This is a genomic window from Microbacterium sp. LWH10-1.2 (genome assembly GCF_038397765.1).
GTDB lineage: Bacteria > Actinomycetota > Actinomycetes > Actinomycetales > Microbacteriaceae > Microbacterium > Microbacterium natoriense.
Genome location: NZ_CP151638.1, coordinates 1,887,550 through 1,907,780 on the forward strand (window position 1 = coordinate 1,887,550; position 20,231 = coordinate 1,907,780).

A 20,231-nucleotide genomic window follows, 5' to 3' on the forward strand; every position below is an offset into this window, starting at 1 on the left:
CGTTCTCCACAGCCGAAGGCCGTGGAGCGGCGATCACTCCGCGGAAGTCGATTCCGTGGAGGACGAGTCGTCCACCTGGACGATGATGAGCGTCACGTTGTCCCTGCCGCCGTTCTCGAGCGCGGCTGCGAGCATCGCATCGACGGCGGGACCAGGGGTGCTGTGCTCGCGGAGGAAGTGCTGGATGCCGTAGTCGGTGAGCTCTTTGGTCAGCCCGTCCGAGCAGATGACGAACCGGTCGCCGACCTGGATGTCGATCAGCACGTAGTCGGGCGCCGTCAGCTCGCTCGCTCCGACCGCGCGAGTGATGACGTTGCTGTAGGGGTGCCCCTCGGCCTCCTCGGGGCTGATCTTGCCCGCGGTGATGAGTTCCTGCACCACGGAGTGATCGGTCGTCACCTGCACGAGCCGATCGTCGCGCAGGAGATACACGCGCGAGTCTCCGATGTTCAGGGCGACCCAGCGCGCATCATCGCCGTCGACTTCGAGGAAGACTCCGGTGAGCGTGGTCCCTGTGCCCTCGTCGGTCGTCTCCGGATGCGCGGCGATGTCGCCCACGGCGAGCTCCAGCGCGTTCTCGATCGCCTCGCGTCCGACTTCGCCCGCGGAGACGAGAGCCTCGAGACGGGTGACCGTGCTTTGACTGGCGATCTCGCCGCCGGCGTGTCCGCCCATGCCATCGGCGACCACGAAGAGCGGATACTCGGCGTAGAACGAATCCTGATTCGTCTCGCGCCGGAGGCCGACATCGGTGACTCCGGCCCACGACAGCGCCAGCTGCCGATGCGCGACCGTGACGCTGTGCGTCTTCGTTGTCGTCTCAGCCACGTGCTGCCTCCGGATTGCCTGCGGCGAATCGGGGGGGCCTCAGGATACACACACATCGTAGTGGACTTCGGCACCATCTCACCCACGCGCACGGGCACGGCGGTGACTATCGACGCCCTTCCCCACCCGGCACCGACAACGGCAGAGAGCCCCCGACCGAAGTCGAGGGCTCTCTGCATCAGATCGTCACGCAGGGGGCTGCGTGGGGTCGCTCGGCGCTGCGGGCGGAGCTGCCGGCGGTGCCGCAGGGGGCGCCGGGGGCGTCTGCGGAGCGGCCGGAGGCGTCTGCGGGGCCGGGGGCACAGGTGCGCCGGTCACCGGAGCGGCCGGAGGCGCGTAGCCGGGCTGTGCGGGAGGAGCGGGCTGCGTGTAGCCGGGCTGGGCGGGAGGCGCGTATCCAGGCTGTGCGGGAGGCGCGTAACCCTGCGGTGCGGGCGGAGCGTATCCCTGGGGCGCGCCGTAGCCGGGTGCCGGTGCGGCCGGACGCGGCTGCACGGGAACACCCTGCCAGACGGTCGAGTCGGCGAGGAAGCTGTTCGCCGCCCACGGGGCCGGGGCGATGTTCGGGTTCCAGCGCGACTTGTCGAAGGCGTTGATGCCGAGCCAGATGAGCGACAGGAAGATGTAGAGGACGACCCAGATCGCGTCCTTCTGAAGCTTCAGTCCCACGCGCCACGCCGCCAGGGCGAGCAGCACGACCAGCGCGATGCCGGTGAGGAAGTTCAGGTACGGAATGAAGCTCAGCGCCCAGGCGATGAGCACGGCCCAGGGCGAGATGTCACCGAGCTTCGCGAAGATGAGGGTGTTGTACACGGGCACCCAGGCACGCCACTTGCCTTCGACACCAGCCTTCTCGAAGATCTTCATGAAGAAGATCGCGGAGATCACATAGAACCCCGCGGCGAAGATGAGTCCGATGAAGGCGAAGATCAGGAGGCCTGCCGCAGCGGCGGCGCCTCCTCCGTCGTAGTAGCCGTCATAGAAGTATGAGGATGCGGCGGCCGTCGATGCGGCACCGATAAGTGAGTTCATGATCCCCTCCGGATCCGATGGGCAGTCGCCGAGATACGCTGCGACACAACCATAGCGAGGTCGTCAGCGACGAGCAACGGCCCACGCGGAGCGGACCTCGACGCCGACATGTGGCGTCATTCCTCGACGACGAACTCCAGAACCCCTGACTCCTCGGTGTCGCGCAGCGTTATGCCCTCTCGGCCTGCCCAGTTCCGCAATGACCGCAGAGACCCGATACGAGGACGCTGCTCCGCGAGCGCCCTCACCAGGAGCCCTTTGGACTTCTTGTTGAAGTGGTTGAGGGCGCGACCCTCGTGCGTCACCACGCGCACATAGGCCGCCGGGACGGATGCCGGGATCGGTCCGAGCGCGGCATAGGCTTCGCTGCGCAGGTCGAGGATGAACGGCGGTTCCTCCTCGGCGATCGCGGCGCTCGTCGCCTGCGCCCAGTGCCGGCGAAGCGCGCTCAGACCGGGGAGAGACGTCCCCGCGGCGAGGCGGTAGACGGGAATCGGGTCCAGGGCACCCACCGGGCCGAAGGGCGCCGAATGGACCCAGACGTGCGCGCCAAGCCAGCGGCGCGACGCGGAGCTCAGCGAACCGGCGTCGAGAGCATCGAAGAGGACGCCCGTGTACCGGTCGACGGCCGGCATCGTCGCGGACGTGCGCAGCATCCGATTGTGGGCGATGTCGCCCGCCTGACGCTCGCTCAGCTTGAGCACCTTCTTCGCCGACGCCTCGTCGGCGGAGAGGTCGATGAGCGCGTCGATGACGGCGCTACGGTAGTCGTGCAGTCCGGGCAGCGCCAGCTCGGCCAGGTCGAGCGGGGCGCCCGTCCCTCCCTCGCGCTTGGTCTCCGACGGCGGCAGCAGGATCTTCATGAGAACACCTCGGTGGATACAGACACGTCCGCCTCGGTGCCGCGAGCAGAACTCGCGGCGACCGAGGCGGACGCGGTGAAGATGATCAGGCGATGAGAGCCGCGTTGCCGGCGACGATCGTCAGGTTGTTGCCCTCCATGGAGAGGAATCCGTCCTGAGCGTTCGCCAGCACCTTGGTGCCGTCTTCCTGGGTGATCCGGACCTGGCCCTCGGCGAGGATGGCCAGCACCGGCTCGTGGCCGGTCATGAAGCCGATCTCACCCTCGACGGTCTTGGCGACCACGAGGCTCGCCTCTCCCGTCCAGACCTCCGCCTCAGCGGAGACGAGGCTGACATGCAGCGCCATGGTCAGGCATTCTCCTTCTGGATCTTCGCCCACTGCTCTTCGACGTCGGAGATGCCGCCGACGTTGAAGAACGCCTGCTCGGCGACGTGGTCGAAGTCACCGCGGGTGATCGCATCGAACGACTCGATGGTCTCCTTGAGCGGGACGGTCGAACCCTCGACACCCGTGAACTTCTTGGCCATGTAGGTGTTCTGCGAGAGGAATTGCTGGATGCGACGGGCGCGGGCCACGACGATCTTGTCTTCCTCGGAGAGCTCGTCGACACCGAGGATGGCGATGATCTCCTGCAGCTCCTTGTTCTTCTGGAGGATCTGCTTGACGGTGGTCGCGACGCGGTAGTGGTCCTCGCCCAAGTACCGGGGGTCCATGATGCGCGACGTCGAGGTCAGCGGATCGATGGCCGGGTACAGACCCTTCGACGCGATCTCACGCGAGAGCTCCGTGGTGGCGTCGAGGTGGGCGAAGGTGGTCGCCGGAGCCGGGTCGGTGTAGTCATCGGCCGGCACGTAGATCGCCTGCAGGGAGGTGATCGAGTGACCGCGCGTCGAGGTGATGCGCTCCTGGAGGAGGCCCATCTCGTCGGCGAGGTTCGGCTGGTAACCCACGGCGGACGGCATGCGGCCGAGCAGCGTGGAGACCTCGGAACCGGCCTGCGTGAAGCGGAAGATGTTGTCGATGAAGAGCAGCACGTCCTGCTTCTGCACGTCGCGGAAGTACTCCGCCATCGTCAGCGCCGAGAGGGCGACGCGCAGACGCGTCCCCGGCGGCTCGTCCATCTGGCCGAAGACGAGGGCGGTCTTGTCGAAGACGCCCGCCTCCTCCATCTCGTGGATGAGGTCGTTGCCCTCACGGGTGCGCTCACCGACACCGGCGAACACCGACACACCACCGTGGTCCTGCGCGACGCGCTGGATCATCTCCTGGATGAGGACGGTCTTGCCGACACCGGCTCCACCGAACAGACCGATCTTTCCACCCTGCACGTAGGGGGTCAGGAGGTCGATCGACTTGATGCCGGTCTCGAACATGGTGGTCTTCGACTCGAGCTGGTCGAAGTTCGGCGCCTTGCGGTGGATCGGCCAGCGCTCGGTGACCTCGATGGTCTCACCGGGCTCGCCGTTGAGGACCTCGCCGATCACGTTGAAGACCTTGCCCTTGGTCACGTCGCCGACGGGGACCGAGATGGCCTCTCCGGTGTCGCGAACCTCCTGGCCGCGGACGATGCCGTCCGTGGGCTTGAGGGCGATGGCGCGAACGAGGTCGTCGCCGAGGTGCTGAGCGACCTCGAGCGTGATCTCGGTGGACTCCTCGCCGATGACGATCGTGGTCTTCAGCGCGTTGTAGATGTCGGGGATCGAGTCGTGCGGGAACTCGATGTCGACAACCGGACCGTTGACGCGTGCGACGCGCCCGACGACCGCGGTCGCCGGCTTGTCAGCCGTGGCGGTGGGGGTCATTTTCGTCTCTCTCCTGATGGTCTATTTGCTCGACGAGAGCGCGTCGGCGCCGCCGACGATCTCTGCGATCTGCTGCGTGATCTCCGCCTGGCGCGCGTTGTTGCGCAGACGGGTGTAGTCGGTGATGAGCTTGTCGGCGTTGTCGCTGGCGGACTTCATCGCCTTCTGCGTCGCGGCCTGCTTCGCGGCGGACGACTGCAGAAGCGCGTTGAAGACGCGGCTCTGGATGTACACCGGCAGGATCGCGTCCAGCACGGTCTCGGCATCCGGCTCGAACTCGTAGAGCGGGTACACGGTGTTCCCGGCCTCCGACTCGTCGGCCTCCGCGATCTCCAGCGGAAGCAGGCGCACGGATTCCGGCTCCTGCGTCATCATGCTGACGAAGCGGTTGAAGACGAGGTGGATCTCATCCACGCCGCCGGCGTCTCCCCCGCGGGTGAAGGCCTCGAGCAGCGTGGCCGAGATCTCCTCCGCGGTGTGGAACGTCGGGGTGTCGGTGTCGCCGGTCCACTCCGCCGCCGCGGTGAGGCGGCGGAACTGGAAGTAGCCCACGGCCTTGCGGCCGATGAGGTAGAACACCGGCTCCTTGCCCTGCTCGCGCAGGAGCTCGGCCACCTCGAGACCCTCACGGAGGATCTGCGAGTTGAAGGCACCGGCCAGACCGCGGTCCGACGAGAAGATCACGACCGCGGAGCGGCGGATGTTCTCGGGCTCACGGGTGAGCGGGTGGTCGACGTTCGAGTGCGTCGCGACGGCGGACACAGCCCTCGTCACGGCCCGCGCGAAGGGGCTGGACGCCTTGACGCGTGCCATCGCCTTCTGGATGCGCGAAGCCGCGATGAGTTCCATCGCCTTCGTGATCTTCTTGGTCGTCTGAGCAGAAGAGATCTTCTGCTTGTAGACCCTGAGTTGAGCGCCCATGTTTCAGTACCCCGCGCGATTACGCGCGACGACCCTTGACGATCTTCTCCTGGTTGACGTCCTCAGCCTCGGCTGCAGCGTGCTCCTCGTGACCAGGGGCGCCGATGGCGTGGCCCTTGCCGCCCTGGAACTCCAGGATGAAGGCATCCGTCTGCTTCGACAGCTCCGCGACCGTGTCGTCATCGAGGACGTTGGTCTCACGCAGCGTGTCGAGCACCTTGGTGTTGCGACGCAGGTAGTCCAGGAGCTCACGCTCGAACCGCAGCACGTCCTCGACCTCGATCGAGTCGAGCTTGCCGTTGGTGCCGGCCCAGATCGAGACGACCTGCTCCTCGACGGGGTACGGCGAGTACTGCGGCTGCTTGAGCAGCTCGGTCAGACGCGCACCGCGCGAGAGCTGACGACGCGAGGCCTGGTCGAGGTCGGACGCGAACATCGCGAAGGCCTCGAGCGAGCGGTACTGCGCCAGCTCGAGCTTCAGCGTTCCGGAGACCTTCTTGATCGACTTGACCTGAGCGTCACCGCCGACTCGCGAGACCGAGATACCCACGTCGACCGCCGGACGCTGGTTGGCGTTGAAGAGGTCGGACTGGAGGAAGATCTGGCCGTCGGTGATCGAGATCACGTTGGTCGGGATGTACGCCGAGACGTCGTTGGCCTTGGTCTCGATGATCGGCAGACCGGTCATCGACCCTGCGCCGAGCTCGTCGGACAGCTTCGCGCAACGCTCCAGCAGACGGGAGTGCAGGTAGAAGACGTCACCCGGGTAGGCCTCGCGGCCCGGCGGGCGGCGGAGGAGCAGGGAGACGGCACGGTAGGCCTCGGCCTGCTTCGACAGGTCGTCGAAGATGATGAGGACGTGCTTGCCGCCGTACATCCAGTGCTGGCCGATGGCCGAGCCGGTGTAGGGGGCGAGGTACTTGAAGCCGGCGGGGTCGGATGCCGGAGCGGCCACGATCGTGGTGTACTCCAGAGCGCCGGCCTCTTCGAGCGCGCCCTTCACCGAAGCGATGGTCGAGCCCTTCTGACCGATCGCCACGTAGATGCAGCGCACCTGCTTGGTGACGTCGCCGGACTCCCAGTTGGCCTTCTGGTTGATGATCGTGTCGATCGCGATGGCCGTCTTGCCGGTCTGGCGGTCGCCGATGATCAGCTGACGCTGGCCGCGGCCGACGGGGATCATGGCGTCGATCGCCTTGATGCCGGTCTGCATCGGCTCGTGGACCGACTTGCGCTGCATGACGCCAGGCGCCTGCAGCTCGAGCTCGCGAACGCCGTCGGTGGCGATCGAGCCGAGGCCGTCGATCGGGTTGCCGAGCGGGTCGACCACGCGGCCGAGGTAGCCGTCGCCGACGGGGACCGAGAGGACCTCACCGGTGCGGGTGACCTCCATGCCGGCCTGGATGCCGGTGAAGTCGCCGAGGACGACCACGCCGATCTCGTGCTCTTCGAGGTTCAGGGCCAGGCCCTTGGTCCCGTCGGCGAAGGTGACGAGTTCGTTCGCCATGACGCCCGGCAGTCCCTCGACGTGCGCGATGCCGTCGGCGGCGTCGATGACGGTGCCGACCTCGGTCGCTGCGGCGCCGGTGGGCTCGTATGCTGCGGCGAAGTCCTTCAGCGCGTCACGGATGACGTCGGGGCTGATCGATAGTTCTGCCATTGTCTTCCCTTTGTATCTGGGTGCGCGGTTCCCCGCGCGAAGTCGTGTTAGCCCGCGAGCTTCTGGCGAAGGTCTGCGAGTCGAGCGGAGATGCTGCCGTCGATGACGTCATCGGCGATCTGCACGCGCAGACCTCCGACCACGGCAGGGTCGATGACGACGTTGAGCGAGACCTGACCCTCGTAGCGGCTCGAGAGAGCCGCGCTGAGCCTGGTGCGCTGAGCCTCGCTGAGCGGCGAGGCGCTGTGCACCGTGGCGACGACGCGTCCGCGCTGGCTGGAGACGATGTTCATCGCCCGGCTCAGCAGCTGACGCACTCGACGGTCGCGCGGCTGGCGGACCAGCGACGACACGATGACCGACGTACCCGTGCTGACGCCGCCGGAGAGCAGACGCTCGACGAGAGCGACCTTGGCATCCTCTCCCCCGATACGGCTGCCCAGGGCGAGCTCGAGCTCGGAGTTCTGGGCGATCACGCGGGAGAAGCTGAACAGCTCGCCCTCGATGTCGGCCTTCGGGTCGGCGATCGCCGCTGCGCGGATGGCCAGCTCCTGGATGCCGTCAATGAGCTCATCGGCGTTCGACCAGCGCTCGGCGACGACGGTCTTCAGGACGCTCTGCACGTCCTGGGAGAACCCGCCGAACACCGCTGCCACGACGTTCTGTCGCGCCGCGGCCGGAGCCGCGGGGTCGGCCAGCGCGCCGCTCAGATGCGACGACTCGCCAACGGCGTGCGCAGCGGCGAACAGCTCGCGCGCAGTGTCGATGCTGACGGACGACGCCGCGGCAAGCGCCTCAGTGGATGCCGCGAGTGCCTGAGTGGTCGCGCTGCCCATTACTGAGCCGCCTTCTCGGATGCCTCGAGGTCTGCGAGGAAGCGATCGACGACCGCCGTCGCACGTGCATCGTCGGAGAGCGTCTCCCCGACCACGCCGCCGGCGAGGTCGATGGCGAGCGAGCCCACCTCGCTGCGCAGCGAGACGAACGCCGCCTGGCGCTCGGCTTCGATCTGCGTGTGCGCGGTGGCCGTGATGCGAGCGGCCTCGGTGGAGGCGGCGTCCTTCGCCTCGGCGACGATCTTCTTGCCGTCCTCACGGGCGGCCTCGCGGATCTCACCGGCCTCGGTGCGAGCCTCGGCCAGCTGACGCGTGTACTCCTCGAGCGCGGCCTCGGCCTGCTTCTGAGCCTCGTCGGCCTTGGCGATGTTGCCCTCGATGGCGGCGGAGCGCGCGTCGAGCAGTGCATACATCTTGGGGAGTGCGACCTTCCACACCACGCCAAGGATGACGACGAAGCAGACGAAAGACCAGAGGATGTCGTACAGCTCGGGAATCAGCGGGTTGTGAGGCGCTTCTTCCGCTGCGTACGTGACAAGAGCGTTCAGCATCCTGTCTCCTTATCGAAGAGGTCGGATTACTGGAAGATGAAGTAGGTCGCGATGCCGATGAAGGCGAGCGCCTCGGTGAAGGCGATACCGATCCACATCAGAACCTGCAGGCGACCGGCCAGCTCGGGCTGACGGGCGACGCCCTCGATCGTCTTGCCGACGACGATACCGACGCCGATGGCCGGACCGATGGCTGCGAGGCCGTAGCCCACGGTGGCGATGTTGCCGTTGAGTTCAGCGAGAACCGTAGTTGCGTCCACGGGTTTTTCCTTTCGTTGGGTGGGAAGGCAGTTGTTGCCGACCCGCTCAGTGCTCTTCTGCGACCGCGAGCTGGATGTAGACCGCGGTGAGGATGGTGAAGACGTAGGCCTGCAGGAAGGCCACCAGGACCTCGAACAGGGTGAAGGCGAAGCCGAACGCGAGGGTTCCCGCGCCGAGAGCGATCCACCCGCTGCCCAGGGTGAAGACGAAGAACTGCGTCGCCGAGAAGAACAGCACCAGCATGAGGTGCCCGACGATCATGTTCATCAGCAGTCGGAGGGTGAGCGTCACCGGCCGGATGATGAAGGTCGAGATGATCTCGAGCGGCGTGACGATGATGTAGAGGAACGGCGGCACACCGGACGGGAACAGCGAGTTCTTGAAGAAGTTCTTCGGGCTCTTCTTGATGCCGGCGTAGATGAAGGTCACGTAGCTGACGACCGCGAGCAGCAGCGGCACGGCGATGATGCTGGTGCCGGCGATGTTCAGACCCGGGATGATTCCCGTGAGGTTCATGAACAGGATCATGAAGAAGAGCGTGGTGAGGATCGGCAGGAACCGGCGGCCGTCCTTGCGTCCGAGCAGGTCTTCCGCGATGTTCACCCGGACGAAGTCCAGGCCCATCTCGACGACGCTCTGGAAACGACCAGGGACGACGCGCATCTTGCGGGTTCCCAGCCAGAGGATGAGCACGACGACCGCCGTGGCAAGGAACTGGATCAGGTGGATGCGGTGGATGACCAGGTCGCCGATCTGGAAGACGGCGTCAGGGAAGAACTCATCGATCGACGGTCCGTGGAACTCGCCATCAGTGGCGAGTCGTGGCATCAGGGTCGCAGCAAGATTAAACAGCGCGGGCTCCAGCTTCGGGGCACCGGTCAGAACCGGGGCGACGATGGTCGGTGTGCTTCACAGCGCAAGCGCTCGCGGACGAGCGGCGGGCACGTGTCAACCCTATCAGAATCTGAGGGTCCCCTAAGACGCGGAGCCGCCCTCAGGAGTACTATTCGCGGCCCCGGGAGCCCGGTCCTCCGGCACCTCGGTGGGCAGTGACGCATCGCTCACCACGGGCAGGCGCATCTTCATGAGGGTCACGGCGTCGATCACGAGCGACATCAGCACCCCTGCGACGAAGGAGAAGATGAAGACGGTCGGGTGGATCCACGGCTGGCCGCTGATGAGAACCATGACGAGGAAGAAGATTCCGAGCTTGAGCAGCCACCCGCCGAGGACGATCGCGAAGAACAGCTGCACGTACAGGGGTTCGCCGTACCAGCGGTTGGCGACGAGGATGCTGATGCCGGTGATCGCGAGGAACAGCGCGGCGAGGAGGACTCCGAGCAGTCCGCTCACGAGACCCTGACTCTGGGCGACGATATAGCCGACGCCTCCGGCGATGACCGCGAGGATGCCCGTGGCCACCGCAGACCAGATCAGGGTGCGCCGAAGGATCGGCGTGCTGGAAACGGGGCTCGGGCTCATCAGGACTCCACGGGTGTCGGGTCGGGTGCAGCGCCCGCCGCGTGCGTCCTGCGGCGGGAGGGGTTCAGGGTGATGACGAGGCAGGCGGCGATGCCCACGACGCCGAAGGCCACGCCTGGGAGGTACTGACCGGGCCAGTCCTCGCGCGCGCCGACGTACATGAGGAGCACGGCGAGCGAGATCACGGCGGTCCACGCGTAGAAGATGAGGACGGCGTCGCGGTCGCGGTGACCGAGATCCAGCATCCGGTGGTGGAGGTGCTTGCGGTCGGGAGAGAACGGCGACCTGCCGGCGCTCATGCGGCGGAGCACGGCGAGGCCGAAGTCGAGAAGGGGCAGCAGCACCACGAGCAGAGGCAGCAGGATCGGGATGAACGCGCCGAGGAGACCCGAGCGGCCGATGCGCTCCGGATCGATCATCGACGGGTCGAGCTGACCGGTGAGGGAGATCGCCGAGGTGGCCATCAGGAGCCCGATCACCAGAGCCCCGGAGTCTCCCATGAAGATCTTGGCTGGGCTCCAGTTCAGGGGCAGGAAGCCCAGGCACGCGCCGATCAGGACCGCGGCGATGAAGGTGGAGAGGTTGAAGAACGTCGAGGCGCCGGTGTCACGGGTCACGATGTACGAGTAGGCGAAGAACACACCGTTCGCGATAAGGCAGACGCCGGCGACGAGGCCGTCGAGGCCGTCGATGAAGTTCACCGCGTTCATGACGATCACGATCGCGAACATCGTCATGGTGATGCTCAGCCAGCTCGAGAAGACGAGCATGTCCCCGAACGGCAGCGAGAGGATCTGCAGACCGCCGCCGATGGTGATGATCGCGGCCGCGAGGAACTGCGCCCCCAGCTTGATCATCCAGTCGAGATCCCACAGGTCGTCGACGACGCCGATGATCGCGATCAGCAGGGAGGCGCCGAGGATGGACCAGATCGCCTGGGGCGGCGTCCAGATCGTGGCGAAGAACGGGTTGGCCGCGGAGACGAGCATCGCGACGGCGATGCCGAGGAAGATCGCCACACCGCCAAGGCGCGGCGTGGGCGTCTTGTGCACATCGCGCTCGCGGATGCTCGGGTAGAGCTTGAAGCGGAGGCTGAGCCGCCACACCGCCGAGGTCAGTGCGAACGTGATCGCGGCGGTGAGGATGATCGTGAAGAGGTACTGCTTCACGAATCCCCGTCCTCTTCGGACGGATCGAGGGCCGGCTCCAGCAGGTCGCCGATGACCTCTTCGAGCTGGGCGCGGGAGATCGCGCCGTCACGCAGGATCCGCACGCCGCCCGTGGCCGGTTCGGCGCCGCGGGTCACCAGCGACGTCGCATCGATGATCGTCGAGGCGATGCCGTCGCGGCTCATCCCGTCGGCGAGGTAGACGGCGACGCTGTCGCCGAGCATCCGCTCCGCGTCGAGGGCCGACACGGCTGCATCCTTGCCGGTGAGGTTCGCGCTGGACACCGCGAGCGGCCCGGTCTCGGCGAGCAGCTCGAGAACGACCCGCCCCTCCGGCATCCGCACCGCGACCGTGCCTCTCGTCTCGCCCAGGTCCCAGACCAGCGAGGGCTGCGCAGGGAGCACGATGGTGAGTCCGCCCGGCCAGAAGGCCTCGACGAGACGCTCGACGGGCTCCGGCACGCTCTCCACGAGGGCGGCGAGGGTGTTGCGCGAGCCGATCAGGACGGGCGGGGGCTGGTTGCGCCCTCGACCCTTGGCGTCGAGGAGCCGCTGCACGGCCGTCGGCGAGAAGGCGTCGGCGGCCACGCCGTACACGGTGTCGGTGGGGATCACGATGAGCTCGCCGCGGCTGATCGCCTGACGCGCGTGGCGCATACCGGCGAGAAGCTGCGACTCATCGCCGCAGTCGAAGATGGAAGACATGACGGGTCGATTCTAGTCGGGGATGGCTGTGGGGCCGCCGGTCAGGGGCGGACGGCCGTCGTCACGCGGTCGCGAAGGGTGAGATCACGGTGGGTCGCCGTCGCACGCCAGCCGTCGGCCGCCAGGATGCTGCGGATCTGCTCGCCCTGCAGCTCGCCGTGCTCCAGCACGAGGAGCCCGCCGCCTCGCAGCAGCTCCAGACCCCTGGTGCTGAGGATGCGCACGATGTCGAGGCCGTCCTCTCCCCCGTACAGCGCCATGGCCGGATCGAACAGCCGCACCTCCGGATCGCGCGGGATCGCGGCGTCGGGGACGTACGGAGGGTTGGAGATGACGACGGATGCCGTGCCGGCGAGGTCGCGGAACGCATGGGCGAGGTCCTCGTTCACGAGGGTGAGGTTCGCGACGCCCTCGGTGTTCCTCCGCGCCCACGGGTACGCCTCGGGCGAGAGCTCGGCGGCGAAGACCCGCGCATGCGGCACCTCGGTCGCCATCGCGAGGGCGATCGCGCCGCTGCCCGTGCCCAGATCGATGCCGATCGGCTCGGGCTCGGCCGCAGCGAGAAGCGCGTCGATCGCGTACTGCACCAGGGTCTCGGTCTCCGGCCTCGGCACGAAGACCCCGGGGCCGACCGCGAGCTCGAGGTGGCGGAAGGGCGCCGTCCCGGTGATGTGCTGCAGCGGCTCCCTCGCCGCGCGGCGCACGACCACGGCGTCGATGGCCGCGGCCTCTTCCTCTCCCGGCGCATCGCCGCGGATGATCGCCGCCTGCACCTCTCCCCTGCTCCAGCCGAGCACGTGCCCGGCGAGGAGCTCAGCGTCGACCAGAGGATCGGGGACGCCGGCCTCGGCGAGACGCTGAGCGGCGGCGTGCACGAGGGCGGCGAGCGAGGTGTCGGGCATGGGTTCCAGCGTAGAGTGCAACCGACCGTCATAAAGGCGAGGCGCATAGACCCCTCCCCTAGGCTGTCGGCAGTCACCCCGCTCAGGAAAGGCTCTTCCATGCCCGGCATCCACTCCGACATCACCACGGCGTTCGGCAACACCCCGCTGGTGCGCCTGAACCACCTCACCGAAGGGCTGGACGCCACCGTCCTCGTCAAGCTCGAGTCGTACAACCCGGCATCCAGCGTCAAGGACCGCATCGGCATCGCGATCGTGAACGCCGCCGAGGCATCGGGAGAGCTGAAGCCCGGCGGCACGATCGTCGAGGCGACGAGCGGCAACACCGGCATCGCCCTCGCCCTCGTCGGCGCGGCGCGCGGGTACAAGGTCATCCTGACGATGCCCGCCTCGATGTCCAAGGAGCGCCGCGTGCTGCTCAAGGCGTTCGGCGCCGAGCTCGTGCTGACCGACCCGACCAAGGGCATGAAGGGCGCCATCGAGGCTCTGCAGGAGATCATCGAGAGCACGCCGGGCGCCGTCTGGGCCCGCCAGTTCGAGAACGCCGCGAACCCGCAGATCCACCGCGAGACCACCGCGCAGGAGATCCTCCGCGACACCGACGGCGACATCGACTTCTTCGTCGCGGGCATCGGCACCGGCGGCACCATCACCGGCACCGGCCAGGCGCTCAAGGCGGCCAAGCCCGACGTGAAGGTCATCGCCGTCGAGCCGAAGGACTCCCCCCTGCTCTCCGAGGGTCACCCCGGACCCGCGAAGATCCAGGGCATCGGCCCGAACTTCGTGCCCGCGATCCTCGACCGCGACGTGATCGACGAGATCATCACCGCCGAGTTCGACGAGTCCATCTCGACCGCGCGCGCACTCGCCGCACGGGAGGGCCTGCTGGTCGGCATCTCCAGCGGCGCCGCCGTCGCGCAGGCGCTCAAGGTCGCCGCGCGCCCCGAGAACGCGGGTAAGACGATCGTCGTCGTCGCACCGGACACGGGCGAGCGCTACCTCTCCACGGCGCTGTTCGAAGACCTCCGCGAGGACTGACCCGCACCGATGGGCATGATCGGCCGAATGCGCGAGGACATCGCGGCAGCGAGGCTCCGCGATCCGGCGGCCCGCAGCGCCGCCGAGGTCGCGCTGCTGTACCCAGGGCTCCACGCGATCTGGGCGCACCGCGTGTCGCATGCGCTGTGGCGTCGCGGACTGCGGCTGCCCGCACGTGCGGGCTCGCAGCTCGCGCGCTGGCTCACCGGCGTCGAGATCCATCCCGGCGCCACGATCGGCCGACGCTTCTTCATCGATCACGGCATGGGCGTCGTGATCGGCGAGACCGCCGAGGTGGGTGACGACGTGATGCTCTATCACGGCGTCACCCTCGGCGGCCGCACGCGGGACTCGGGCAAGCGGCATCCGACCCTCGGCGACGGCGTCGCGGTGGGAGCGGGCGCGAAGATCCTCGGACCCATCACCATCGGCGCGGGGTCGGTCATCGGCGCCAACGCCGTCGTGACCCGCGACGCGCCGGCGGACAGCATCCTCGTCGGCGTCCCCGCCAAGGCGCGCAGTCGCACGGCCGGCGAAGACACCAGGGCGCTGCTCACCGCGCCCGACTACTCGATCTGAGCGTCAGCGGCGGCGGTTGCGCACTTCCTTCTTGAGGAAGATCAGCGGCAGCACGACGCTGCCGATCGCGGTGACGAGCCACACGATCACCGCGCCCAGCAGCCAGCCCGTCGCGTCGACGATGCGCAGCCCTCCGATGGGCAGCAGCACGACGACGATGAGGGAGATCAGCGTCGAGAAGATGCCGATGCCGCCCATCAGCACCGGGGCGTAGCGGTCGGCCAGCTTGCTGACCCACGGGGAGAGCACGCTCTGCAGGATCGCGAAGATCAGGATGCAGATGACGAAGCCCCACCACTTGTCCCACTGGATCTGGAATCCGGGGAGCAGCAGGTCGGCGACGATGAGGCCGATGCCCGCGGAGACCAGGTACATGAGCGAGCGGAAGAGAAGCGTGATCACGGGCTGAGCATATCGCTCCCCCGCGCGGCCGGTGGGAGCGCAGCGTCTGCGCGTCCACCGGCCGTCGCGCTCACTGTGCGGCGAAGAACGGGATGGCGCCGGTCAGGATGCCCACGCCAAGCATCACGAGCGACACGATCGCCGCACGCCACAGCACCTTGCGGTGGTGATCGCCCAGGTTCACGCTCGCGAGGGAGACGAGAAGCAGGATCGCCGGGACGAGAGGGCTCTGCAGGTGCACCGGCTGACCCGTGATCGAGGCCCTCGCCATCTCCACCGGATCGATGCCGAAGTTCGCGGCGCTCTGCGCGAGCACGGGGAGGATGCCGAAGTAGAAGGCGTCGTTCGACATGAAGAACGTGAACGGGATCGACAGGATGCCGGTGATCGGGGCGAGGAACGGGCCGAGGGCGGGCGGAAGCACGTTCGTGATCCAGTTCGCCATGGCGTCGACCATGCCGGTGCCGGTGAGCACACCGACGAGGACGCCGGCGGCGATGACCATCGAGACGACGCCGACGATGCTCGGCGCGTGGGCGACGATCTCCGACGCCTGGTCCTTGATCCCGCGGAAGTTGATGAGCAGGGCGATCCCGGCGCCCACCATGAAGACGTACGGCAGCGGCATGATGTCGAGCACGAGCAGCACCATCACGGCGAGCGTGAGCACCAGGTTGAACCAGATGAGCTTCGGGCGGAGCGTGGGCCTGGCGGGATCCAGCATCGTGTCGGCCATCGCCGTGTCAGCCGGGTCGACGCTGGCCGCGGCGACCGGACCGTGTCCACCGGCCACCACCACGATGTTGCCGGTGCGAAGCGCCGCCCTGGCGCCGGGCTTGGGCTCCGCACCGCGGAAGATCTTCGGCACCGTGGCCAGCGCACCGCCGTCGCCGCCCGTGAGCAGCCCGTCGGAGTCGAGGCGCCCGAGGCGGCGGCGCTCCTGCAGCCCCAGGATCCAGGCGAAGCCGAGGGTCACGATCAGCCCGGCGCCGAGCGCGGGCAGCATCGGCACGAAGATGTCGGTCGGCTGCAGTCCCAGCGCCGTCGCCGCACGCACGGTCGGCCCTCCCCACGGCACGATGTTCAGGGTGCCGTTCATGAGACCGGCCACACAGGTGAGCACGACCGGGCTCATGCCGAGGCGGAGGTAGATGGGCAGCATCGCCGAGGTCGTGATGATGAAGGTCGTCGAGCCGTCGCCGTCGAGCGACACCGCGCCGGCGAGGATGGCCGTGCCGAGCACCACCTTCGCCGGGTCGTCGCCGAGCACACGGGTGATCACCCGGATGAGCGGATCGAACAGTCCGACGTCGATCATGATGCCGAAGAACATGATCGCGAACATGAGCAGCGCCGCCGTGGGCGCCATCTTGCCGATCGAGTCGAGGATCATGTCCCCGAGCCCGAGTCCGGCCCCCGCGAACAGCCCGAACGCCGTCGGGACGAGGATCAGGGCCACCATGGGCGTGAGGCGCTTCGTCATGATGAGCGTCATGAACGCCAGCACCATGGCGAAGCCGAGGAGCACGAGCACCCACTCCGGCGGCACGAACGCCACGTCGTACGTGGGCGCCTCTTCGGCGGCCGCGAGCAGGCCGGTGAGTGCGTGGGACATGCGGTGACTCCTTCGTCATGGCTCCGTCGTCGGCGACGGATCCTGATGAGACTAGGGAATCGGCACGCTCAGGGTGCGGTATCCCGCATTCCCTCCGGTTGTGCGCGTAGCGTGGGTTCTGCGCATATTGCGCGGGAGGAGCACAGTGCCCAGGACGACGTCGACCAGACCGCGGTTCGCGACGCGTGCGCTCCTGCTGCACCTCGCCACCGTCGCTCTCGTCGTCGCGCTCTGCACCGGCGTGTATCTCCTGCTCGCGGTGCAGCAGCTGCGGGCGGAGGCCGAGTCCACCGCGCTGGGCATCGCCAGGACCCTGGCCGAGGATCCGCAGGTCCGCTCAGAGGTCGCCCGCATCTCCGCATCCGATCGCGAACCGGATGCCGAGGCGCTCCGTCACGGCGAGCTGCAGCGTCTCTCCACCGACGTCGCCTCGCGCACGGGGGCGCTGTTCGTCGTGATCACCGACGACAACGGCATCCGTCTCGCCCACCCCACCCCGTCGCGCATCGGCGAGGAGGTCAGCACTCCCTACGAGGAGGTGCTCGCCGGCAGCGAGATCGTGGACTGGCAGACCGGCACCCTCGGCGAGTCCGCTCGCGCGAAGGTCCCTGTGCGCGATGCGGGCGGGACCCCCGTCGGAGAGGTCAGCGTCGGATTCGAGCGCGCCGGCGTCTTCGACGATCTGCCGCCGCTGCTCGCCGTGATCGCCCTCACCGCGGCGGGGGCGCTGGGGCTGGCCATCCTCGCCTTCCTTCTGCTCCGCCGACGGTGGGAGCGTCTGACCCTCGGCGTCCAGCCCGAGGAGCTCGTGGCGCTCGTGCAGAATCAGACCGCGGTGCTCGACGGCGTGGACGACGGCGTGCTCGCGATCGACCCGCAGGGAATCGTGCGCGTGAGCAACGCCGCCGCGGATCGGCTCCTCGGGCTCGACGCGCCCGTCGGGCGCCCACTCGACGGGCTGGGCCTGCCCGCCGCGGTCCTCGACACGACGACCGGCGCCCGCGCGCGGTCGAGCGCCCTGGTCGGAGACCGGATGCTGTACCTCGACTCGCGCCCGGTGATCCGCGACGGCCGTGCGCTCGGCGACGTGCTGATCGTGCGCGACCGCACCGATCTCGTGGCGCTGACGGAACGGCTGGAGACCGTCAGGACGATGACGGCCGCGCTGCGCGTGCAGCGGCACGAGTTCGCCAACCGCATGCACGTGGCCGCCGGGCTCATCGACGCCGACCGTGTCGCCGACGCCAGGTCCTTCCTCGGCGAGCTCGTCGCACGCGGCCCGGTGGCGTTCCCCGTCGCGGGGCTCGACCTCCTCGGCGACCCGTTCCTGCACTCCTTCCTCGGCGCCAAGGGCGTGGAGGCCGGAGAACGCGGCGTCGCCCTGCGCATCGCCGAGGACACCCAGCTGATCGGAGGCGTGAGCGCCGCCGAAGACGTGGCCGCCGTGCTCGGCAACCTCGTCGACAACGCGGTCACCGCAGCCGTGTCAGGAGAGCGGACGCCGCGCTGGGTGGAGGTCGCGGTGCTGGACGACGGTGACGCCCTCGTGTTCACGGTGTCGGACTCGGGCCCCGGTCTGCGCGGGGTCGATCCCCTGTCGACCTCGACGTCGGCCGACGGCGCCGCGGACAGCGTGCACGGTCACGGCATCGGCATCCCTCTCTCGACCGAGATCGCCCGCCGCAGCGGAGGGGACCTCTGGGTCATCGACCCCGGTGACGACGAGCACGGTGCGGTGTTCGCCGCCCGGGTCGGCGGAGCCGTGGACCCCGCGCGCGCAGAGCAGCCCGCCCGCACAGACCGGACAGAACAGCAGGAGAAGCCATGACCGACCCCCTCCGCGTGCTCATCCTCGACGATGACTTCCGCGTCGGGCAGCTGCACCAGGGCATCGTCGACGAGCATCCCGGCTTCACGGTGACGGGTACGGTGCGCTCGCTCGCCGAAGCCCGCGACAGCATCCGCTCCTCCCGCCCCGACCTCCTGCTGGCGGACGTGTTCCTCCCGGACGGCGACGGCATCGCGTTCGTACGGGAATCAGGGGTGGATGCGATCCTCATCTCCGCAGCCGACGATGCCCCGACGGTGCGCCGCGCACTGAGATCGGGGGCGGTGGGCTACCTGAGGAAGCCGTTCGAGCGGCGCGCTCTCTCCGGCCTGCTCGATCGGTACGTCCGCTACCGCAACCTGCTCGCCGGCGACCGCGCGCTCCGCCAGGAAGACGTGGACAGAGCTCTGGCGATCCTGCACGGCGCCGGCGAGCCGGTGTCGCTGTCGCGGTCGGCGACCGAACAGCTCGTGCTCGCCGCTCTCGGCGACGGAGAGGCCTCCGCAGCCGAGGTCGGCGAGCGCGTCGGCATCTCGCGGGCGACGGCGCAACGGCATCTGGCGGCACTCGCCGCGAGGACCGTCGTGGAGGTGCGGCTCCGCTACGGCGCCACGGGGCGCCCCGAGCACCGGTACGCAGCGCGCACCTGACGCCCAGGGCGGGCGCGCCCGCTCAGGACTCGGAGCCCACCGCGGCGAGGCGGGCCTCTTCATCGGCCTGGATGGCCGACTCGATGATCGGCTCGAGAGCGCCGTCCATCACCTGATCGAGGTTGTACGCCTTGAACCCGGTGCGGTGATCCGCGATCCGGTTCTCCGGGAAGTTGTACGTGCGGATGCGCTCGGAGCGGTCCATCGTGCGGATCTGCGACTTGCGGGCGTCGGATGCCACGGCATCCAGCTCCTCTTGCTGCTTGGCGAGCAGTCGGGCGCGGAGCACGCGCATCGCCGCCTCGCGGTTCTGCAGCTGCGACTTCTCGTTCTGCATCGACACGACGATGCCGGTCGGCACGTGGGTGATGCGGACGGCCGAGTCCGTGGTGTTCACCGACTGGCCGCCGGGCCCGGACGAGCGGAACACGTCGATCTTCAGATCGTTCTGATCGATCTGGATCTCCTCGGGCTCGTCGACCTCGGGGAACACGAGCACGCCGGTCGTGGAGGTGTGGATGCGCCCCTGCGACTCGGTCGCCGGCACGCGCTGCACGCGGTGCACGCCGCCTTCGTACTTGAGGTGCGCCCAGACGCCCTGCGCCGGATCGGAGGACGAGCCCTTGATCGCGACCTGGACGTCCTTGTAGCCGCCGAGGTCGGACTCGTTGCGCTCGAGCAGCTCGGTCTTCCAGCCCTTGGACGCGGCGTACTGCACGTACATCCGCAGCAGGTCTGCGGCGAACAGCGCGCTCTCCGCGCCGCCCTCCCCCGCCTTGATCTCCATGATCACGTCGCGGGCGTCGTCGGGGTCGCGCGGGATCAGCAGACGACGCAGCTTCTCGTGCGCGGCCTGCAGCCCCTCCTCGAGGACGGGGACCTCCGCGGCGAACGTCTCGTCCTCGCGGGCGAACTCGCGCGCGGCGTCGAGGTCGTCGGATGCCGCGACCCATGCGTCATACGCCGCGACGATCCTCGACAGCTCCGCGTAGCGGCGGTTGACCCGCTTCGCGCGCGCAGCGTCGGCGTGCACCGCCGGGTCGGAGAGCTCCTCCTGCACCCGGCGATGCTCGTCGATCAGAGTCTGGACGGACTCGAACACGGCGG

Annotated in this window: 22 protein-coding genes; 4 read left to right on the forward strand and 18 right to left on the reverse strand. The window is 68.3% G+C overall.

Going from position 1 to position 20,231, the window contains the following annotated elements; genetic code table 11:
* Positions 1-33: 33 nt before the first annotated feature.
* The 15 genes from MRBLWH10_RS09070 to prmC form a co-directional block, all read right to left on the reverse strand.
* Positions 34-828: a protein phosphatase 2C domain-containing protein gene (locus tag MRBLWH10_RS09070; RefSeq protein ID WP_105674670.1), complete on the reverse strand. Its 795-nt coding sequence runs from the start codon at positions 826-828 to the stop codon at positions 34-36.
* 186 nt (positions 829-1,014) lie between these two features.
* On the reverse strand, positions 1,015-1,860 hold the full coding sequence (locus MRBLWH10_RS09075; RefSeq protein ID WP_341942442.1) for a large exoprotein: 846 nt from the start codon (positions 1,858-1,860) through the stop codon (positions 1,015-1,017).
* Positions 1,861-1,976: 116 nt separating this feature from the next.
* Positions 1,977-2,723 (reverse strand): peroxide stress protein YaaA, encoded by a 747-nt coding sequence (gene yaaA / locus MRBLWH10_RS09080; RefSeq protein ID WP_341942443.1) that lies wholly within the window; start codon positions 2,721-2,723, stop codon positions 1,977-1,979.
* A gap of 85 nt (positions 2,724-2,808) precedes the next feature.
* Complete coding sequence (locus MRBLWH10_RS09085) at positions 2,809-3,069, reverse strand: F0F1 ATP synthase subunit epsilon (protein ID WP_045258871.1); 261 nt, start codon at positions 3,067-3,069, stop codon at positions 2,809-2,811.
* 2 nt (positions 3,070-3,071) lie between these two features.
* Positions 3,072-4,526 carry a F0F1 ATP synthase subunit beta gene (gene atpD, locus MRBLWH10_RS09090; protein WP_105674674.1) on the reverse strand — a complete coding sequence of 485 codons (1,455 nt, stop codon included), beginning with the start codon at positions 4,524-4,526 and terminating at the stop codon, positions 3,072-3,074.
* Positions 4,527-4,547: 21 nt separating this feature from the next.
* Positions 4,548-5,447 carry a F0F1 ATP synthase subunit gamma gene (locus MRBLWH10_RS09095; RefSeq protein WP_105674676.1) on the reverse strand — a complete coding sequence of 300 codons (900 nt, stop codon included), beginning with the start codon at positions 5,445-5,447 and terminating at the stop codon, positions 4,548-4,550.
* 19 nt (positions 5,448-5,466) lie between these two features.
* Entirely contained in the window at positions 5,467-7,107 is a 1,641-nt protein-coding gene (atpA, locus tag MRBLWH10_RS09100) for a F0F1 ATP synthase subunit alpha (RefSeq protein ID WP_105674678.1), read from the reverse strand.
* 47 nt (positions 7,108-7,154) lie between these two features.
* Complete coding sequence (locus MRBLWH10_RS09105; RefSeq protein WP_341942444.1) at positions 7,155-7,943, reverse strand: F0F1 ATP synthase subunit delta; 789 nt, start codon at positions 7,941-7,943, stop codon at positions 7,155-7,157.
* Positions 7,943-8,494 carry a F0F1 ATP synthase subunit B gene (locus MRBLWH10_RS09110; RefSeq protein ID WP_341942445.1) on the reverse strand — a complete coding sequence of 184 codons (552 nt, stop codon included), beginning with the start codon at positions 8,492-8,494 and terminating at the stop codon, positions 7,943-7,945. Before MRBLWH10_RS09110 ends, MRBLWH10_RS09105 begins: the two co-directional genes overlap by 1 nt.
* Before the next feature lie 26 nt (positions 8,495-8,520).
* On the reverse strand, positions 8,521-8,754 hold the full coding sequence (gene atpE / locus MRBLWH10_RS09115) for an ATP synthase F0 subunit C (RefSeq protein ID WP_105674684.1): 234 nt from the start codon (positions 8,752-8,754) through the stop codon (positions 8,521-8,523).
* Positions 8,755-8,800: 46 nt separating this feature from the next.
* Positions 8,801-9,583 carry a F0F1 ATP synthase subunit A gene (gene atpB / locus MRBLWH10_RS09120; RefSeq protein ID WP_341942446.1) on the reverse strand — a complete coding sequence of 261 codons (783 nt, stop codon included), beginning with the start codon at positions 9,581-9,583 and terminating at the stop codon, positions 8,801-8,803.
* A 147-nt stretch (positions 9,584-9,730) separates the two neighbouring features.
* On the reverse strand, positions 9,731-10,237 hold the full coding sequence (locus MRBLWH10_RS09125; protein WP_341942447.1) for a hypothetical protein: 507 nt from the start codon (positions 10,235-10,237) through the stop codon (positions 9,731-9,733).
* Positions 10,237-11,406 carry an MraY family glycosyltransferase gene (locus MRBLWH10_RS09130; RefSeq protein ID WP_105674690.1) on the reverse strand — a complete coding sequence of 390 codons (1,170 nt, stop codon included), beginning with the start codon at positions 11,404-11,406 and terminating at the stop codon, positions 10,237-10,239. The genes MRBLWH10_RS09125 and MRBLWH10_RS09130 overlap by 1 nt, the downstream gene beginning before the upstream one ends.
* On the reverse strand, positions 11,403-12,110 hold the full coding sequence (locus MRBLWH10_RS09135; RefSeq protein WP_105674692.1) for an L-threonylcarbamoyladenylate synthase: 708 nt from the start codon (positions 12,108-12,110) through the stop codon (positions 11,403-11,405). Before MRBLWH10_RS09135 ends, MRBLWH10_RS09130 begins: the two co-directional genes overlap by 4 nt.
* A 41-nt stretch (positions 12,111-12,151) precedes the next feature.
* Positions 12,152-13,012 carry a peptide chain release factor N(5)-glutamine methyltransferase gene (gene prmC / locus MRBLWH10_RS09140; protein WP_341942448.1) on the reverse strand — a complete coding sequence of 287 codons (861 nt, stop codon included), beginning with the start codon at positions 13,010-13,012 and terminating at the stop codon, positions 12,152-12,154.
* Positions 13,013-13,111: 99 nt separating this feature from the next.
* Here prmC and cysK point away from each other — a divergent pair, with 99 nt between their 5' ends.
* Both cysK and epsC read left to right on the forward strand, forming a co-directional pair.
* A complete protein-coding gene (gene cysK, locus MRBLWH10_RS09145) occupies positions 13,112-14,050 on the forward strand; it encodes a cysteine synthase A (RefSeq protein ID WP_223586642.1) in 939 nt (312 codons plus the stop codon).
* 9 nt (positions 14,051-14,059) lie between these two features.
* The gene (gene epsC, locus MRBLWH10_RS09150; RefSeq protein WP_105674698.1) at positions 14,060-14,629 is read left to right on the forward strand and encodes a serine O-acetyltransferase EpsC; all 570 of its coding nucleotides are present in this window, start codon (positions 14,060-14,062) and stop codon (positions 14,627-14,629) included.
* A gap of 3 nt (positions 14,630-14,632) precedes the next feature.
* Here the strand turns inward: epsC and MRBLWH10_RS09155 are convergent, their stop codons facing one another.
* Positions 14,633-15,031 carry a phage holin family protein gene (locus MRBLWH10_RS09155; RefSeq protein WP_105674700.1) on the reverse strand — a complete coding sequence of 133 codons (399 nt, stop codon included), beginning with the start codon at positions 15,029-15,031 and terminating at the stop codon, positions 14,633-14,635.
* A gap of 70 nt (positions 15,032-15,101) precedes the next feature.
* The gene (locus MRBLWH10_RS09160) at positions 15,102-16,646 is read right to left on the reverse strand and encodes a CitMHS family transporter (RefSeq protein ID WP_341942449.1); all 1,545 of its coding nucleotides are present in this window, start codon (positions 16,644-16,646) and stop codon (positions 15,102-15,104) included.
* 145 nt (positions 16,647-16,791) lie between these two features.
* Here MRBLWH10_RS09160 and MRBLWH10_RS09165 point away from each other — a divergent pair, with 145 nt between their 5' ends.
* Both MRBLWH10_RS09165 and MRBLWH10_RS09170 read left to right on the forward strand, forming a co-directional pair.
* Positions 16,792-18,474 (forward strand): sensor histidine kinase, encoded by a 1,683-nt coding sequence (locus tag MRBLWH10_RS09165; RefSeq protein ID WP_341942450.1) that lies wholly within the window; start codon positions 16,792-16,794, stop codon positions 18,472-18,474.
* The gene (locus MRBLWH10_RS09170) at positions 18,471-19,124 is read left to right on the forward strand and encodes a response regulator (protein ID WP_341942451.1); all 654 of its coding nucleotides are present in this window, start codon (positions 18,471-18,473) and stop codon (positions 19,122-19,124) included. Before MRBLWH10_RS09165 ends, MRBLWH10_RS09170 begins: the two co-directional genes overlap by 4 nt.
* Before the next feature lie 22 nt (positions 19,125-19,146).
* Here the strand turns inward: MRBLWH10_RS09170 and prfA are convergent, their stop codons facing one another.
* Positions 19,147-20,226, reverse strand: coding sequence for a peptide chain release factor 1 (gene prfA, locus MRBLWH10_RS09175; protein WP_105674708.1), 1,080 nt, complete (start codon positions 20,224-20,226; stop codon positions 19,147-19,149).
* Positions 20,227-20,231: the final 5 nt, after the last annotated feature.